Origin of the sequence: Streptomyces sp. CB02009 (genome assembly GCF_001905825.1) — a bacterium.
In the GTDB taxonomy this organism is placed as follows: domain Bacteria; phylum Actinomycetota; class Actinomycetes; order Streptomycetales; family Streptomycetaceae; genus Streptomyces.
On record NZ_LIVV01000002.1, the window covers coordinates 559,478 to 575,307 of the forward strand.

General features: G+C 73.5%; 17 protein-coding genes. 13 read left to right on the forward strand and 4 right to left on the reverse strand.

All coding sequences use genetic code 11. The features are described 5' to 3' along the window. Window positions 1–32 precede the first annotated feature (32 nt). The 12 genes from AMK27_RS09915 to AMK27_RS09970 all read left to right on the forward strand — a co-directional run bounded on the left by AMK27_RS09915 (window position 33) and on the right by AMK27_RS09970 (window position 12,017). On the forward strand, window positions 33–623 hold the full coding sequence (locus AMK27_RS09915; RefSeq protein ID WP_073904813.1) for a helix-turn-helix domain-containing protein: 591 nt from the start codon (window positions 33–35) through the stop codon (window positions 621–623). A 68-nt stretch (window positions 624–691) separates the two neighbouring features. Beyond that, a complete protein-coding gene (locus AMK27_RS09920; RefSeq protein WP_073904815.1) occupies window positions 692–1,660 on the forward strand; it encodes an NADPH:quinone oxidoreductase family protein in 969 nt (322 codons plus the stop codon). After that, complete coding sequence (locus tag AMK27_RS09925; protein WP_073904817.1) at window positions 1,657–2,838, forward strand: acyl-CoA dehydrogenase family protein; 1,182 nt, start codon at window positions 1,657–1,659, stop codon at window positions 2,836–2,838. The genes AMK27_RS09920 and AMK27_RS09925 overlap by 4 nt, the downstream gene beginning before the upstream one ends. After that, window positions 2,835–3,968 (forward strand): acyl-CoA dehydrogenase family protein, encoded by a 1,134-nt coding sequence (locus AMK27_RS09930; RefSeq protein ID WP_198955830.1) that lies wholly within the window; start codon window positions 2,835–2,837, stop codon window positions 3,966–3,968. The genes AMK27_RS09925 and AMK27_RS09930 overlap by 4 nt, the downstream gene beginning before the upstream one ends. A 167-nt stretch (window positions 3,969–4,135) precedes the next feature. Continuing rightward, window positions 4,136–5,749, forward strand: a complete 1,614-nt coding sequence (locus tag AMK27_RS09935) for an ABC transporter substrate-binding protein (RefSeq protein ID WP_073905936.1) — start codon at window positions 4,136–4,138, stop codon at window positions 5,747–5,749. After that, window positions 5,746–6,738, forward strand: coding sequence for an ABC transporter permease (locus AMK27_RS09940; protein WP_073904818.1), 993 nt, complete (start codon window positions 5,746–5,748; stop codon window positions 6,736–6,738). Before AMK27_RS09935 ends, AMK27_RS09940 begins: the two co-directional genes overlap by 4 nt. Continuing rightward, the gene (locus AMK27_RS09945; RefSeq protein ID WP_073904820.1) at window positions 6,731–7,567 is read left to right on the forward strand and encodes an ABC transporter permease; all 837 of its coding nucleotides are present in this window, start codon (window positions 6,731–6,733) and stop codon (window positions 7,565–7,567) included. Before AMK27_RS09940 ends, AMK27_RS09945 begins: the two co-directional genes overlap by 8 nt. Continuing rightward, window positions 7,564–8,577 (forward strand): ABC transporter ATP-binding protein, encoded by a 1,014-nt coding sequence (locus AMK27_RS09950; RefSeq protein WP_079188324.1) that lies wholly within the window; start codon window positions 7,564–7,566, stop codon window positions 8,575–8,577. Before AMK27_RS09945 ends, AMK27_RS09950 begins: the two co-directional genes overlap by 4 nt. Next, on the forward strand, window positions 8,570–9,241 hold the full coding sequence (locus AMK27_RS09955) for an ABC transporter ATP-binding protein (protein WP_073904821.1): 672 nt from the start codon (window positions 8,570–8,572) through the stop codon (window positions 9,239–9,241). The genes AMK27_RS09950 and AMK27_RS09955 overlap by 8 nt, the downstream gene beginning before the upstream one ends. 107 nt (window positions 9,242–9,348) lie before the next feature. Beyond that, a complete protein-coding gene (locus AMK27_RS09960; RefSeq protein ID WP_073904823.1) occupies window positions 9,349–9,999 on the forward strand; it encodes a hypothetical protein in 651 nt (216 codons plus the stop codon). A gap of 119 nt (window positions 10,000–10,118) precedes the next feature. After that, on the forward strand, window positions 10,119–10,313 hold the full coding sequence (locus tag AMK27_RS09965; RefSeq protein WP_073905938.1) for a hypothetical protein: 195 nt from the start codon (window positions 10,119–10,121) through the stop codon (window positions 10,311–10,313). Between the two features lie 117 nt (window positions 10,314–10,430). Continuing rightward, window positions 10,431–12,017: a hypothetical protein gene (locus AMK27_RS09970; RefSeq protein ID WP_073904824.1), complete on the forward strand. Its 1,587-nt coding sequence runs from the start codon at window positions 10,431–10,433 to the stop codon at window positions 12,015–12,017. A 59-nt stretch (window positions 12,018–12,076) separates the two neighbouring features. On the opposite strand, the gene AMK27_RS09975 is transcribed toward AMK27_RS09970, so the two are convergent. Then, window positions 12,077–12,877 carry a VOC family protein gene (locus AMK27_RS09975; protein WP_073904826.1) on the reverse strand — a complete coding sequence of 267 codons (801 nt, stop codon included), beginning with the start codon at window positions 12,875–12,877 and terminating at the stop codon, window positions 12,077–12,079. Between the two features lie 118 nt (window positions 12,878–12,995). Here AMK27_RS09975 and AMK27_RS09980 point away from each other — a divergent pair, with 118 nt between their 5' ends. Continuing rightward, a complete protein-coding gene (locus AMK27_RS09980; protein WP_073904827.1) occupies window positions 12,996–13,691 on the forward strand; it encodes a formylglycine-generating enzyme family protein in 696 nt (231 codons plus the stop codon). Window positions 13,692–13,727: 36 nt separating this feature from the next. On the opposite strand, the gene AMK27_RS09985 is transcribed toward AMK27_RS09980, so the two are convergent. The 3 genes from AMK27_RS09985 to AMK27_RS09995 form a co-directional block, all read right to left on the reverse strand. Continuing rightward, window positions 13,728–14,228, reverse strand: coding sequence for a nucleotide triphosphate diphosphatase NUDT15 (locus AMK27_RS09985; protein WP_073904829.1), 501 nt, complete (start codon window positions 14,226–14,228; stop codon window positions 13,728–13,730). 90 nt (window positions 14,229–14,318) lie between these two features. After that, window positions 14,319–15,260 (reverse strand): universal stress protein, encoded by a 942-nt coding sequence (locus tag AMK27_RS09990; RefSeq protein WP_073904831.1) that lies wholly within the window; start codon window positions 15,258–15,260, stop codon window positions 14,319–14,321. Between the two features lie 156 nt (window positions 15,261–15,416). Continuing rightward, entirely contained in the window at window positions 15,417–15,818 is a 402-nt protein-coding gene (locus tag AMK27_RS09995) for a DUF5997 family protein (protein WP_073904832.1), read from the reverse strand. Window positions 15,819–15,830: the final 12 nt, after the last annotated feature.

A 15,830-nucleotide genomic window follows, 5' to 3' on the forward strand; every position in this document is an offset into this window, starting at 1 on the left:
AGTGAGCTTGCCGTTTCTGCAAAACTGGACGTATGACCGAAGACGATCGCATCGACGCCGTGCTCAACGAGGTCGGACCCCGGCTCCGCAGGCTCCGCCGCGACCGCGGGGTGACCCTTGCCGAGCTCTCCGCGGACACCGGGATCTCCGTGAGCACGCTCTCCCGGCTGGAGTCCGGGCAGCGCAGGCCCAGCCTCGAACTGCTCCTGCCGCTCGCCCGCGCCCACCAGGTCGCGCTCGACGAACTCGTCGGCGCCCCGGCGACGGGCGACCCCCGGATCCGGGCGAAGCCCATCGTCCGGCACGGCCGCACGATGTTCCCGCTGACGCGGCAGCCCGGTGGACTCCAGGCCTACAAGGTCATCCAGGAGAAGCCGCAGCAGGAGGAGCCGGAGCCACGCGTCCATGAGGGCTACGAATGGCTGTACGTGCTCTCCGGGAGGCTCCGGCTCGTCCTCGGGGAGCACGACGTCGTGCTCGGCCCCGGCGAGGCGGCCGAGTTCGACACCCGCGTCCCGCACTGGTTCGGTCCGACGCCCGAAGGCCCGGTGGAGTTCCTGAGCCTGTACGGGCCGCAGGGGGAGCGCATGCACGTCCGCGCCCGTCCGAAGAAGTCCGACTGAGCGGTTCCCCTCGCATCAAGCGACCGCTTAGTATGCGACCGACCGCCCGGTACGGAGGAGGCTTTCGGATGCAGGCATGGCGTGTGTACGAGAACGGGGAACCGCGCGCGGTGATGCGCCGCGAGGAGGTGGCACCGCCCACACCCGGCGACGGCCAGGTCCTCCTCAAGGTCCGCGCCGCGAACGTCAACTTCCCCGACGCGCTGCTCTGCCGCGGTCACTACCAGATCCGGCCCCCGCTGCCCTTCACCCCCGGCGTGGAGGTCTGCGCCGAGACCGAGGACGGCCGCAGGGTCATCACCACCGCCGCCCTCCCGCACGGCGGCTTCGCCGACCACGTCCTCGCCGACGCCGCCGGGCTGCTCCCCGCGCCCGAGTCGCTCGACGACGCCGAGGCCGCCGCGCTCCACATCGGCTACCAGACCGGCTGGTTCGGCCTGCACCGCCGTGCCGCCCTCCAGGAGGGCGAGACCCTCCTGGTCCACGCGGCGGCGGGCGGTGTCGGCAGCGCCGCCGTCCAGCTCGGCAAGGCCGCGGGCGCCACCGTCATCGGGGTCGTCGGCGGACCGGAGAAGGCCGCCGTCGCCCGCGCGCTGGGCTGCGACGTGGTGATCGACCGGCGCTCCGAGGACGTCGTCGCCGCCGTCAAGGCCGCGACCGGCGGCCGCGGCGCCGACGTCGTCTACGACCCGGTCGGCGGCGACGCCTACCAGCAGTCCGCGAAGTGCGTCGCCTTCGAGGGCCGGATCGTGATCGTCGGCTTCGCCAGCGGCACGGTCCCGGCACCCGCCCTCAATCACGCCCTGGTGAAGAACTACTCCGTCCTCGGCCTCCACTGGGGGCTCTACGCGGCGAAGGACCCGGCCTCGATCGGCCGCTGCCACGAGACCCTCACCGCCTACGCGGCCAAGGGCCTCATCAAGCCCCTCGTCGGCGAACGCGTCCCCTTCGCGGGCGCGGCGGACGCCGTCCAGCGCGTCGCCGACGGCACCACCACCGGCCGCCTGGTCGTCCTCCCGGAAGGAGCCCGCGCATGACCGACGCCGACGAACTCCTCGTACGCACCCGGAAGCTGCTGGACGAGCACCCGCCCGCCACCACCGACCGCACCGACTTCCTGCGCGCCCGTTTCGACGCCGGCCTCGCCTGGGTGCACTACCCCGCCGGACTCGGCGGGCTCGACGCGCCCCGCGCGCTCCAGGCCGTCGTCGACACCGAACTCGCCGCCGCCGGAGCCCCCGACAACGACCCGCGCAAGATCGGCATCGGCCTCGGCATGGCCGCTCCCACCGTCCTCGCGCACGGCACCGACGAGGTCAAGGAGCGCTTCCTCCGCCCGCTGTGGGTCGGCGAGGAGGTCTGGTGCCAGCTGTTCAGCGAGCCCGGGGCCGGTTCCGACCTCGCCGCGCTCGCCACCCGGGCGGTCCGCGACGGCGAGGACTGGGTGGTGGACGGCCAGAAGGTGTGGACCTCCAGCGCCCACACGGCCCGCTGGGCCATCCTCATCGCCCGCACCGACCCGGACGCCCCCAAGCACCGGGGCATCACCTACTTCGTCTGCGACATGACCGACCCCGGCGTCGAGGTCCGGCCCCTGCGCCAGATCACCGGCGAGGCCGAGTTCAACGAGGTCTTCCTCACCGGCGTCCGCATCCCCGACGCCCACCGCCTCGGCGAGGTCGGCGACGGCTGGCGGGTCGCCCAGACCACCCTCATGAACGAGCGGGTCTCCATCGGCGGAGCCCGCATCCCCCGTGAGGGCGGCATGATCGGGAAGGTCGCCGCGACCTGGCGCGAGCGCCCCGAGCTGCGCACCCACGAACTGCACCGGCGCCTCCTCGACCACTGGGTCGACGCCGAGGTCGCCCGGCTCGCCGGGGAGCGGCTCCGCCAGCAGCTCGTCGCGGGCCGCCCCGGGCCCGAGGGCAGCGCCATGAAGCTGGCGTTCGCCCGCCTCAACCAGTCCATCAGCGGCCTCGAGGTCGAACTGCTCGGCGACGAAGGTCTGTTGTACGGGGAGTGGGAGATGCGCCGCCCCGACCTCGTGGACTTCACCGGCCGCGACGCCGGCTACCGCTATCTGCGGTCCAAGGGCAACTCGATCGAGGGCGGCACCAGCGAGGTGCTGCTCAACATCGTCGCCGAGCGGGTCCTGGGCCTGCCGCCCGAGCCCCGCAACGACAAGGACGTCGCCTGGAAGGACCTCGCCCGATGACGGAATCGCCGGAACTGACGGAATCACCCGAACCGACGGAGCTGACGGAACAGCCCCTCGACCTCCTCTACTCCGAGACCGAGGACGACCTGCGGGCCGCCGTCCGCGCCCTGCTCGCCGACCGGGCCGGCCACCAGACCCTGCTCGGGCGGATCGAGACGGAGAGCCCCTACGTCCCCGGCCTGTGGAAGTCCCTCGCGGGCGACATCGGGGTCGCCGGACTCCTCGTCCCGGAGAAGCTCGGCGGCCAGGGCGCGAGCCACCGCGAGGCCGCCGTCGTCCTGGAGGAGCTGGGCCGCGCGGTGACCCCGCTGCCGTACCTCACGAGCGCGGTGGTGGCCACCGAGACGCTGCTCGCCGTCGCGGGGGAGAGCGACGCGGCGGCCGGGCTCCTCGCGGAGCTGGCCGGCGGCCGTACGGTCGCGGCCCTCGCCGTACCGCTGTCGACGGCGCCCGACGCCGGGCTCCCGACCGGCGGGACGGTCACGGCGGTGGCCGACGCCGTCGCCGCCGACGTGTTCCTCGTCCCGCGGGCCGACGGCCTGTACGCCGTGCCCGCCGACGAGGCGACCGTCGTGCCGCAGACCCCGCTCGACCTGACGCGTCCGCTCGCCACGGTCACCACCGCCGCCGGGAGCGGCGCCCGGCTCGCCGGACCCGACGAGGCCCGTGCGGCGGTCCGGCGCGGGCTGCTCGCCGGGGCCGGGCTCCTCGCGTCGGAGCAGCTCGGCCTCGCCGAGTGGTGCTTGGAGGAGACCGTTCGGTACACCCGCGAGCGCCACCAGTTCAACCGTCCGGTCGGCTCCTTCCAGGCCCTCAAGCACCGGATGGCCCAACTCTGGCTGGACCTGGTCGGGGCGCGGGCGGCGGCCCGCGCCGCCGCCGACGCCCTCGCCACCGGAAGCGCGGACGCCCCGCTGCTCGTGGCCGTGGCGCAGGCGTACTGCTCCAGGACCGCCGTCCGGGCGGCCGAGGAGTGCGTCCAGCTGCACGGCGGCATCGGGATGACCTGGGAGCACCCGGCGCACCTCGCGCTCAAGCGGGCCAAGTCGGACCAGATCGCGTTCGGTTCCACGGGCCGGCACCAGGACGCGATCGCCGCCCTGGTCGGACTGGCGCCCCCGTCCTGACGGCCGCGCCGGCGCCGTCCCAGGCGGCCCGGAGCCGTCGTCCCGACACCCTCCCGGCAGGCCCCGGCGCCCCCGGTAAGGGGCCGCCGCGTCCACACCCCTTTACCTACTGTTTAATTGCATGCTGTTCGCAATAACAGTTGATCTCCAAAAGGGGTGTGGACACGATGACCGCCCGATTCCTCCGCGGCACGGCCGCCGCGACGCTCGCGGGGGCCACCGCCCTCACCGCGGCGGCCTGCACGAACCCCGGCTCCGCCGGGGCCTCCGGCGGACCCAAGGATTCCGCGGTCGTCGGCATCGCCTACGAGCCCGAGACCCTCAGCCCCCTCCTCGGCTACGGCAAGGACGGCAACTCCAAGATCTTCGACGGGCTCCTCGCCTTCGACGCCGACATGAAGCTGAAGCCGGCGCTCGCCACCGCGCTGCCGGCCGTCGCCGACGGCGGGCTCACCTACACGTACAAGCTGCGCGACGGGGTCACCTTCAGCGACGGCGCCCCGTTCACGGCCGAGGACGTCGTCTTCACCTACCGGACGATCCTCGACCCGAAGACGAACAACGCCTCGCGCACCGAGCTCGACGCCCTCAAGAGCGTCGAGGCGGTCGGCGACGACACCGTCGTCTTCCACCTGAAGTACCCCTACGCGCCCTTCGCCGAGCGCACCGTCCACGCCATCGCCCCCGAACACGTCGCGGCGAAGCAGGACGTCAACACCGGCGCCTTCACCACCCGGCCCATAGGCACCGGCCCCTACGTCCTCACCGGCTGGTCCAAGGGCGAGAAGCTCAGCTTCAAGGCCAACCCGACCTACTGGAACGGCGCGCCCGCGGTGAAGAAGTTCACCATGGCGATCATCAAGGACGACGACGTCCGCGCCACCCGGCTCCGCGCCGGCGACCTCGACGGCGCCGTCCTGCCGCCGAACCTCGCCGCCGGGTTCAAGGGCGACAAGGCGAAGAAGACCTGGCAGGCGAAGACCTACGACTACCGCACGGTCACCCTGCCCACCCACAACGAGGTCGCCGGCGACACCGACGTCCGCCGCGCCCTCGACCTCGCCGTCGACCGCCGGGCCATGGTCGACAAGATCCTCGAAGGGGCCGGAAAGCCCGCCTACGGGCCCGTCCCCACCGACAGCCCCTGGTTCGCCGAGGGCACCGAGCGCCGCCACGACCTCGCCGGCGCGCAGAAGATCCTGGACCAGGCGGGCTGGAAGCCCGGCCCCGACGGGGTCCGCGCCAAGAACGGCGTCCGCGCCTCCTTCCCGCTCTGGTACCTCTCCGGCGACAAGCTCCGCCAGGACCACGCCCTCGCGTACGTCTCCGACGCCAAGAAGGCCGGCATCGACATCAAGGCCCAGGCCGGCACCTGGGAGGTCATCGAGCCCCGGATGAAGACCGACGCCGTCCTCGCGGGCGGCGGCGCGCCCGGCGACCCCGACTTCGACCAGTACCTTCTCCTGCAGTCGGGCCTCGCCGGCGACGGCTTCAACAACATGGCCTGGTACGACAACAAGACCGTCGACCGCGCCCTCGACGAGGGCCGCCGCACGAACGACCTCGCCAAGCGCCGCGCCGCGTACGACACCGTCCAGCGCGAACTGGTGAAGAACCCCGGCTACACGTTCCTCACCCACATCGACCACCTCTACGTCGTCGACGACGACTGGACCGGACCGAGCACCCAGACCGAGCCGCACGACCACGGTCTCGCCTCCGGCCCCTGGTGGAACGTCGAGACCTGGAAGCCGAAGAACCCCGGGGACACGAAGAAGTGAGCCGCCGCCTCCCCTGGGGGCCCATGGCCCGGATGACGGGACGGCGCGCCCTGGCCGCCGTCCCCGTCCTCCTCGCCGTCACCTTCGCGGTGTTCGCCGTCGCGGAGGCCTCCCCGTTCGACCCCGTCAAGGCCTACGCCGGCACCGCCGGGCTCACCGCCTCGCAGGAGAACCTCGACCAGCTCCGCGCCAACCTCGGCGTCGACCGGCCCCTCGTCACCCGCTGGTGGGAGTGGCTGACCTCCGCCCTCACCGGCGACCTCGGCGACTCCGCCGTCATGCGCCGCCCCGTGGCCGAGGTCATCGGCGAACGCCTCGGCTGGTCCGTGCTCCTCGCCGTCACCGCGTTCCTCGTGGCCATCGCCCTCGGCACCCTCCTCGGGGTCCTCGCCGGGCGCCGCCGCGGCGGCCTGGTCGACCGGGCCGTCAGCTCGGTCGCGTACACCCTCGAAGCCGCCCCGGCGTTCTGGCTCGGCCTCCTCGCCATCTGGTTCTTCGCCCTGAAGCTCGGCGCGCTGCCCGCCGGCGGACTCACCGACACCGCGAGCGACACCGTCACCGCCGACCAGGTTGCCCGCCACCTCGTCCTGCCCGCACTCGTCCTCGGCGTCTCGCAGCTGCCCTGGTTCTTCCTGTACGTCCGCCAGGGCGTCGGCGACGCCCTGGACGAGGACCCCGTACGCGGCGCCCGCGCCCGCGGCCTGCGCGAATCCACCGTCCTCACCGGCCACGCCCTCCGCTCCGGAATGCTCCCCATGCTCACCCTCATCGGCTCCCGCGTGCCCGAACTGATCACCGGAGCCCTGCTCGTGGAGACCGTGTTCAGCTGGCCCGGCATCGCCGCCGCCACCGTCACGGCCGCCACCTCGGTGGACTTCCCGTTGCTCGCCGCGCTCACGGTCCTCGCCACGGCCGCCGTCCTCCTCGGCAACCTGCTCTCCGACCTCCTCTACGGACTCGCCGACCCGAGGGTGGGCTTCGATGGCTGACCCGCGCACCCACCGCCTGCGGCTCTGGAGCTCCGCCCTCGTCGTCGGCGTCGTCCTCCTCGCGGTCCTGGCCGTGCCGCCGCTCGTCCAGCTCGACGAGCAGGCCGTCGACCTCTCGCGGAAGCTCCTCCCGCCGTCCTGGGAACACCCCTTCGGCACCGACGACCTCGGCCGCGACCTGCTCCTGCGCTGCGTCTACGGCCTGCGGATCTCCCTGCTCGTCGGCCTCGTCGCCGCGCTCGTGGCCACCGTCGTCGGCACCGCCGTCGGCGCGGCCGCCGGGGCGCTCGGCGGCTGGACCGACCGCACCCTCATGCGGCTCGTCGACGCCTTCTCCTCCGTGCCGCACCTGCTGCTCGGCATCTTCGTGGTCGCCCTCTTCCGGCCCGGCGTCTGGCCGGTGATCGCCTCCGTGGCCGTCACCCACTGGCTCTCCACCGCCCGGATCGTGCGCTCCGAGGTCCTCTCGCTGCGCACCCGGCCCTACGTCGAGGCCGCGATCTCCGGCGGCGCCACACGGTGGCGCGTCGCCGTCCGCCACCTGCTGCCCGCCGTCCTGCCGCAGGCGGGGCTCGCGGCCGTCCTGATGATCCCGCACGCCATGTGGCACGAGTCCGCGCTGTCCTTCCTCGGCCTCGGGCTCCCGAGCCACCAGGCGAGCCTCGGCAACCTCGTCCAGAACGCCCGCTCCTCGCTCCTCGCCGGACACGGCTGGCCCACCCTCTTCCCCGGGCTGCTGCTCATCGTCCCGACCCTCGCCCTCGCCGGACTCGCCGGCGTCTGGCGCGACCGCCTCAACCCGCGCCGCCGATCGGAGCTCATGCTGTGACCGCAGAGAACGTGCTCCGCGCCCTCGACGCCGTCTCCGCCGGGCGGGCCGAGGACGCGGTCCTCAGCGTCCGCGACCTGAGCGTCCGGTTCCGGCTGCGCGGCGGGCGGACCGTCGAGGCCGTCAGCGACGCCGGCTTCGACCTCGGCGCGGGGGAGTGCCTCGCCCTCGTCGGCGAGAGCGGCTGCGGCAAGTCCGTGCTGGCCTCCGCCCTCCTCGGACTGCTCCCCGGCAACGCCGGGACGTCCGGCACGGCCCTGCTCGCGGGCCCCGAGGGCGCCGCCGCGACCGACCTGCTCACGGCCGGCGAGAAGACCCTCGCCCGCACGGTGCGGGGCCGCCGCGTCGGACTCGTCCCGCAGAGCCCGGCCGCCCACCTCACCCCCGTCCGCACCGTACGGTCCCAACTGGAGGAGACCGTCCGCGCGCTCACCGGCACCACCCGCCGGGCCCGCCGGAAGGCCGCCGAGGACGCCGCGGAGCGGGCCGCGTTCCCGGCCGGACACCTCGACCGGTACCCGCACGAGCTGTCCGGCGGACTCGCCCAGCGCGCCGCCACGGCGCTCGCCCTCATCGGCGACGCGCGGCTGCTGCTCGCCGACGAGCCGACCACCGGCCTCGACCGCGACCTCGTCGACCGGACCGTCGACGAACTGCGCCGCCACGCCGACGACGGCCGCGCCCTGCTTCTCATCACCCACGACCTGGCCGCCGCCGCGCGCATCGCCGACCGCGTCGCCGTCATGTACGCGGGCCGCATCGTCGAGATCGCCCCCGCCCACCGCTTCTTCGGCCCGGCCGGCCCCCGCCATCCCTACGCCCGGGGTCTGCTCGACGCGCTGCCCGACCGGGCGTTCACCCCGATCCCCGGCATGCCGCCGGAGCTCTCGGCCCTCCCGGAGGGCTGCGCCTTCGCCCCGCGCTGTCCGCTGGCCACCGAACTCTGCTCCGTCCGACCGGAGTTCACGGCCAACCTGGCCTGCCACCACCCGGAGCACCCCCGTGCTTGAACTCGACACCGTCACCGCCGGATACGACCGCCGCGCCCCCGTCTTCCGGGGAGCCTCGCTCACCATCGCTCCCGGCGAGTCCGTCGGACTCCTCGGCCCCAGCGGCTGCGGCAAGTCCACCCTCGCCCGGGTCGCGGCGCTCCTCCACCGCCCGGACGCGGGCCGCCTCGTCCTCGACGGCACCGAGGTCACGGCCTGGCGCCACCGCGCGGCGCGGGAACTCCGCACCGCGGTGGGCGTCGTGTTCCAGCAGCCCCGGACCGCCGCCGACCCCCGCCTCACCCTCGCCGACCTCCTCGTCGAACCCCTTCGGGCCACCGGCCGGCGAGCCGAGGCGGCGGCCCGCCTCGCCGAACTCGCCCCGGCCGTCGGCCTCACCCCCGACCTGCTCGGCCGCCGCGCGCACGAGGTCAGCGACGGTCAGCTGCAACGCGCGTGCCTGGGAAGGGCTCTGGCGCTGCGCCCCCGCTGGCTGGTCTGCGACGAGATGACCGCGATGCTCGACGCCTCCACCACGGCCGCCCTGGTCGCCGCCGTGGAGGCCTACCGCGAGGAGACCGGCGCGGGCCTCCTCGCCGTCGGCCACGACCGGGTCCTGCTGCACCGCTGGTGCGACCGTACGGTGGAGTGGAACGACTGCCTGCCCGCCGGGGAAGGCCCGTGACCGAACCGCCCGTGACCGAAGCACCCGTGAGCGAGGAGTCCCCGTGACCGAAGCACCCGTGAGCGAGGAGTCCCCGTGACCGAAGCACCCGTGACCGAGGAGTCCCCGTGACCGAAGCACCCGTGACCGGGGAGTCCCCGTGGACGCCGGCCGCCGAGGACGATCCCCTCGACGGCCTGCGCGCCGCCCTCACCGCCGCCCTCTGCGGCTACGAGCCGCCGCGGTCGGGGTACCAGGACGCCTGCTGGATCCTCCACCCCGTGTACGACGGGGAGGTACGGCTCCGCTGGGACCAGGTCCTCGCCCGGGAGGGCCGACGGCTCGCCGACTGGCCGGGCACCCTGTCGTACCTGGTCCTCGACGGCGTGACGGGCGCGGACGACCTGGACGGGCCCGACCCGGCGGAGCTGGACCGCGCCACACTCGCCCGGCTCGTCGGGCACCTGGCGAGAAGCGGTCCCTCCGGGTACGACACGCCGTGCGGCGCCGCCCAGGCTCCGGTGATGAACCGTCCGGGTGAGGAACTGGCCGCCCGGCGGGGTCGGCTCGGTGACGCGCTCGCCCACCACGACACCACGCCCGAGTTCCGGTTCCCCGCCACCTGGTGGGCGGCCGACGGGAGTTGGCTCGTCCTCAGTGACGTGGACCTGAGCGCGACCGAGGTCTTCGGAGCCACCGCCCTGATCGAGGCGCTGCTCGCCGATCCGGAGCTCGACGCCGTCCGGCGGCCGGGCATCGCCGAGACCCTGGACCGCTGACACCGGCCGAATCTCACCCGTATGGCCGCCCCGCCATTCGCCCGGACGGACCGCCCATTCCGTCACACTGTCCGCCGAACGCCGCAATTCCGGTGCGGTGACGGAGGGACGTGAACGCGATGGCCGTTTCCATTTCTGTCGTGGTGCTGCTGCTGGTACTGGCCGTGATCTTCCTGCGCAACGGCGGACTCAAGGTCACCCATGCGCTCGTCTGCGCCCTGCTGGGCTTCTTCCTCGCCGGCACCAGCATGGCGCCGACCATCCACAACGGGGTCGCGGCCACCGCCAACGTGGTCTCCAGCCTCAATCCGTGACCATGCGCCGATCATGAACTGCCTGTGAAACACGGGGCAGTTGCATGTACATCTCATGCACTCGGGCCTAGCGTCGGCCGCCGGCGCGACAGTTTGTCAGCAACCCGAGGAGCCGCATTGGCCACGCACCCGCCCCGAAGACGAGCCCGCGCGCTCACCCTGATCGCGCTCGCCGCCGCCGTGCTGGTGGGGTCCGCCCCCGTCGCCCAGGCCCAGGAGATCCCCCTCGGCCTCGGCCACCGCCTCGTGGAGCACTACGAGGGCGCCCCCGCCACCGCGCGGCCGGTACCGGGCAAGGGCACCGCCCAGCACCCGTACCTCGCCCCCAACGGGCGCAGCGGCATGCACGCCGACGGCGCCGGCAGCGGCACCCACCCCTACCCCGGCCCGCTCGGCCGCGCCCCGCGCGTGGACAGCGAGAAGATCGCCCCCGTCGGCGGCGAATGCGCCACCGTCACCTTCGACTCCGGCGGCCGCCTCGTCACCGTGTGCGGCACCTTCAGCGGCTTCCTGCTGAAGCTGCTCGACCCCGGCACCCTGGACACCCTCGCCGAGTACAAGCTGCCGCAGCGCTCCTCCACCGTCGAGGCCGTCACCCGCCTCGACTTCGAGAAGATCTTCAAGGACACCTCCGGCGGCGCCTACTTCTACCTGGACGACCAGGACCGCGTCGTCCTCGCCGACTCCCGGCAGCACATCCAGCGCATCGCGCACCGCCAGAAGGGCGACGGTGCCTGGGAGTTCGTCGTCGAGAACGACTGGGACCTCACCTCGCTCGTCCCGCACGACTGCGTCACCTGGACCCATCTCTTCCCCAGCGGCGTCTGCGACCCCGTCACCTCCGTCATGCCGGACTGGGACGGCCGCATCTGGTGGGTCACCCGCCTCGGCCGGGTCGGGACCGTCGACCCGGCGACGGGCGCGCTGCGCGCCATCCGACTCGACGGCGAGGAGATCCAGAACTCCTTCTCCGTCGCCGAGGACGGCGTCTCCCTCGTCACCGACCACGCCCTCTACAGCTTCGACGCCGACGCGGACGGCGTCCCGCGCGTGCGCTGGCGCGAGACGTACGACCGGGGGACCGGCACCAAGCCCGGTTCGGTGAACCAGGGTTCGGGCACCACCCCCGACCTCTTCGGCCTGCACGACGAGTACGTCGCCATCACCGACAACGCCGACGACCGGATGAACGTCCTCGTCTACCGCCGGGGCGCCGACGTCCCCGCCGACCGGCGCCTCGTCTGCAAGGTGCCGGTCTTCCGCCCGGGCGCGTCCACCACCGACAACTCCCTGATCAGCTGGGGCAACAGCCTGGTCGTCGAGAACAACTACGGCTACGAGAACCCGAGTACGCTCCTGCTCGGCCGCAGCGTCGTCGGCGGCGCGACCCGGATCGACGTCCGCGCCGACGGCAGCGGCTGCGACACCGTCTGGGAGAGCGACGTCCGCTCGCCCTCGACCGTGCCCAAGCTCTCCACCGCCAACGGACTGCTCTACTTCTACGAGAAGCGCCCCCACGCCTGGGGCATCGACGCCTGGTACCTCACGGCCGTCGACTTCCGTACCGGCGACCGGGTCTTCAGCCGCTTCACCGGCACCGGCCTCGCCTACGACAACAACTGGGCGCCGATCACCCTCGGCCCCGACGGCACCGCGTACATCGGTGTGTTCAACGGCATCGTCGCGGTCCGCGACAGCGCCTGAGCAGCACACGGCCGCCCCGGGACCTCGGTCCCGGGGCGGCCCGCTGTCTCCCGTACCCGTCAGACCATCTCGGGCATCTCGCCGACGGTGGTCCTGACGTCGATCACGGCGAACGCGGCACCCTGAGGGTCGAGGATCGCCGCGAAACGGCCGAACGGGCTGTCCATGGGCCCGAACACCTTCCGCCCGTTGAGGCGTTCGGCCGCCTCGACCGCCTTGTCGCAGTTGTCGACCGCGAAGTAGACCTGGATGTACGAGGGGACCTCCGGCGGGAAGTCCTCCGCCGTCATCACCATGCGGCCGAGCACCGGGTCGGCGCCGAGGTCGAAGACCCGGTAGTCCATGCTCTGGTCCTGCATTTTCTTCGAGTTGTAGCCGAAGACGGCCGTGTAGAAGGGGTCGGCCTTCGCCGGCTCCCGGGTGAAGACCTCGGCCCAGACGTAGGAGCCGCTCTCACCCTCCAGCTCGAAGCCCTCGTGCCGCCCCGCCTGCCAGATCCCGAACACGGCGCCCGCCGGGTCCTGCGCGAGGCACATCGACCCGAAGTCGCCGACCTGCATCGGCTCCATCAGGACGGTGCCGCCCGCGGCCTTGATCTTCTCCGCCGTGGCGGCGGCGTCGGGAGAGGCGAAGTACAGACACCAGGCCGACTGCGCCTCACCGTCGTCCTGCCCAGGCATCGGCGGGACGACCGCCGCGACCGCCTTCCCGTTCCGGTACGCCTGCGTGTAGTTGCCATATTCCGTGGAGGACTCGCCGAAGGTCCAGCCGAGCACGTCGCCGTAGAACGTCTTGGCAACCTCGACGTCCTTGAACATCGCGTCGGCCCAGACAGGCGTGCCCTCAGGTCGTACGGCCATGACGGTGACTCCCGTTTCCGATTCGATGATGTGTTCCTGTGAGCCACGCTAGTCACGCTCGCCCCCGCCCGCTCGGTGACACGACGCGACCGTTCCGATTGCTGCGACCATCGGCGTCATGAGGACACAGGGGGACCACACGATGATCGAGGTACCGGCGGGCCGGGTCACCCTCTCGGACCGGCGCACGCGGCGCAGCTGGGCGGTCGACGTCGGCGCCTTCGCCCTGGGTGCCGCCCCCGTCACCCGGGGACTGTACGAGCAGGTCACGGGCACCGCCCCGAGCACCGCGCACGGCGACCTGCGGCCGGTCGAAGGGGTGTCCTGGGACGACGCGATCCGCTTCTGCGACGCGCTGTCCCTGCGCGAGGGGCTCCGACCCGCCTACCGCGCCCCGGCGGACGGCAGCGACACCGGGACGGCCGACTGGGACCCGACCGCCGACGGCTACCGCCTCCCCACCGAGGCCGAATGGGAGCACGCCTGCCGCGCCGGGACCACGGAGGCCCGCTACGGCCCGCTCGACGAGATCGCCTGGCACCGCGGCAACTCCGGCGAACGCCTCCACGAGGTCGGCGGCCGGCGGCCCAACGACTGGGGCCTCCACGACATGCTGGGCAACGTCTGGGAGTGGTGCTGGGACAGGTACGACCCCGAGGTCTACGGCAGCTACCGGGTGCTGCGCGGCGGCGGCTGGTTCGACGAGCACTGGAGCTGCCGCGCCTCGGTCCGCCGCCGCAGCCACCCCACCCTGCGGATCGACGACGTCGGCTTCCGGCTCGCCCGCACCCTCCCGGGCCGAACGGGCCGCTGAGGTCAGCCGGAAGCCCGGCCGAGAGCGCCGCCGAGGTCAGCCCGGCAGCCGGCCGAGCGTGTAGCGGTGGAACGGTCCGTCCGGCAGCGGCAGCTCCGGCCGCCACATCCGCAGCACCTGGGCGGACGGCAGGAACAACGCCTCCGGCAGCCGGTCCGGGTCCGTCCACTCCCAGCGCTCGATCGTGTCCGGCTCCGCCACCGCGGGCACGCCCCGGAAGACCCGTACCGCCGTCGCCGCGGTCATCCGCGTCATCAGCGCGGAGGTGATCGAGTCCAGGACCAGCCCGATGACCTCCACGTCCGCGGCGTCCGCGACGAGCGCCGTCTCCTCGGCCAGCTCGCGGACCGCCGCGTCCTCCACGGACTCGCCCGGCTCGACCTTCCCGCCCGGCAGCTCCCACACCCCGGAGCGGTGCAGCCCGAGCAGCACCCGTCCGGCCTCGTCGGTCACCACGACCCCCGCGCCGAGCGAGGCCTGGGCGGGCGGCGGCTGGACATTGCGCTGGGCCGCTGAGGCCCCGTCGGCGGTACTCATGGCACCCCTTCTACCAGCAGCGTTCCCCACGCCACAACGCGGTCGCGGACCCGGCGGAGACGCAGCGGACACGGAGCGGAGACGGATCCGTCAGCCCGGGGCCACCGGCGGAACCACCGCGACGGGACAGTGCGCGTGGTGCAGCACCGCGTGGGCGACCGAGCCGACCAGCAGCGAGCCGAACCGATGCCGGTGGTGCCGGCCCACCACCAGCAGACCGGCATCCCGCGAGCCCTCCACCAGGAGTCCCGCCGCGTCCGCCGGCACCACCGTCCGGACCAGCTCGACCTCCGGCCGGCGCGCGACGAAGGGCCGCAGCCGCTCCTCCTGCTCCCGGTCGGCCTCCCGCACGAACGCCTCCGTATCGTCCGCGAGGGGCAGCGTCGGCGGCACCTGGAGCGCCGGGGCGGGGGCCACGACCGGGCCGGCCGGCTGCGGCGGCGGCCGGAAGGCCGTCACGGCCTCCAACGGCGCGCCCCGGTGGTGCGCCGCCTCGAACGCGAAGGCCACCACCTCGTCCGGCGTCTCCTCCGGGTGCAGACCGAGCAGCACCCGGCCCGCCCCCGCCCCGCCCTCCAGGGCGGCCGCCCGTGCCTCGTGCGGCACGACCACGAGCGGGCAGGGCGCCGTCGCCGCGAGCGTACGGCTGGTCGAGCCGAGCAGGAGGCTCGCGAAGCCGCCGTGCCCGCGGGAACCGGTCACCAGGAGCCGCGCGCCCCGGGCGGCCGCCGGCAGGGCGTCGGTCACGGAGCCGTCGAGGGACTCGTACCGGACGGGCATGTCGTGCCCGCGCTCCTCGACGGCCTTCCGTACCCCGTCCATGACCGCGTCGGGCAGCTCGGGGGACGGACCGAGGGAGGCGATGCGGGCGGCGCCGAGCTGCAGGGCGTCGGAGCGCACATGGGCGACGACCAGGGGCGTCTCCAGGTGCTCGGCGGCGCTGAGGGCCCAGGCGAGGGCCCGGAGACTGTGCTCGGACCCGTCCACGCCGACGACGACCGGCGGCTCGGACGCGGTGTTCGTGTCACTCATGGGGGAATGACTCCCGCGGCCGGACGTGCGCCACACCGGTCAGGGCCGGTCACGCCCCACCCGGCGGGAGAACGGCACCGGACCGGTCCGAAGGCGAGAACCATCGGGACCGGTCCGGCGGTGGGGCGGTCGAGCGCCCTGTCGGCGGTGCGGCGATCAGGCGCCCTGCGCGCGGCGCGCGGCCCGCTCGGCGTCGCGCTCCTTGATGCGGACGGTCTCCTTGCGGACCTCCGCCTGGGTGGCGCGCTCCTTCTTCAGCCACTCGGGGAGCTCCTGCCGGAGCTCCTCGATCTGCTCCGTGGTGAGCGGGTCGGTGATGCCACCGCGGGCGAGACCGGCGATGGAGATGCCGAGCCGCTGCGCGACCACGGGGCGGGGGTGCGGACCGTTCTTCCGGAGCTCCTGGAGCCAGGCCGGGGGATCGGCCTGGAGCTCGCTCAGCTCGGTGCGCGAGACGACACCCTCCTGGAACTCTGCGGGGGTGGCCTCGAGGTACACACCCAGCTTCTTCGCCGCGGTGGCGGGCTTCATCGTCTGGGTGCTCTGGTGCGACGTCATGGTGTCAAGGGT

Coding starts and splice junctions, on each gene's coding strand:
- AMK27_RS09915 (WP_073904813.1), top strand. CDS start 33: ATGACCGAAGACGATCGCATCGACGCCGTGCTCAACGAGGTCGGACCC.
- AMK27_RS09920 (WP_073904815.1), top strand. CDS start 692: ATGCAGGCATGGCGTGTGTACGAGAACGGGGAACCGCGCGCGGTGATG.
- AMK27_RS09925 (WP_073904817.1), top strand. CDS start 1,657: ATGACCGACGCCGACGAACTCCTCGTACGCACCCGGAAGCTGCTGGAC.
- AMK27_RS09930 (WP_198955830.1), top strand. CDS start 2,835: ATGACGGAATCGCCGGAACTGACGGAATCACCCGAACCGACGGAGCTG.
- AMK27_RS09935 (WP_073905936.1), top strand. CDS start 4,136: ATGACCGCCCGATTCCTCCGCGGCACGGCCGCCGCGACGCTCGCGGGG.
- AMK27_RS09945 (WP_073904820.1), top strand. CDS start 6,731: ATGGCTGACCCGCGCACCCACCGCCTGCGGCTCTGGAGCTCCGCCCTC.
- AMK27_RS09965 (WP_073905938.1), top strand. CDS start 10,119: ATGGCCGTTTCCATTTCTGTCGTGGTGCTGCTGCTGGTACTGGCCGTG.
- AMK27_RS09975 (WP_073904826.1), bottom strand. CDS start 12,877: ATGGCCGTACGACCTGAGGGCACGCCTGTCTGGGCCGACGCGATGTTC.
- AMK27_RS09980 (WP_073904827.1), top strand. CDS start 12,996: ATGAGGACACAGGGGGACCACACGATGATCGAGGTACCGGCGGGCCGG.
- AMK27_RS09985 (WP_073904829.1), bottom strand. CDS start 14,228: ATGAGTACCGCCGACGGGGCCTCAGCGGCCCAGCGCAATGTCCAGCCG.
- AMK27_RS09990 (WP_073904831.1), bottom strand. CDS start 15,260: ATGAGTGACACGAACACCGCGTCCGAGCCGCCGGTCGTCGTCGGCGTG.
- AMK27_RS09995 (WP_073904832.1), bottom strand. CDS start 15,818: ATGACGTCGCACCAGAGCACCCAGACGATGAAGCCCGCCACCGCGGCG.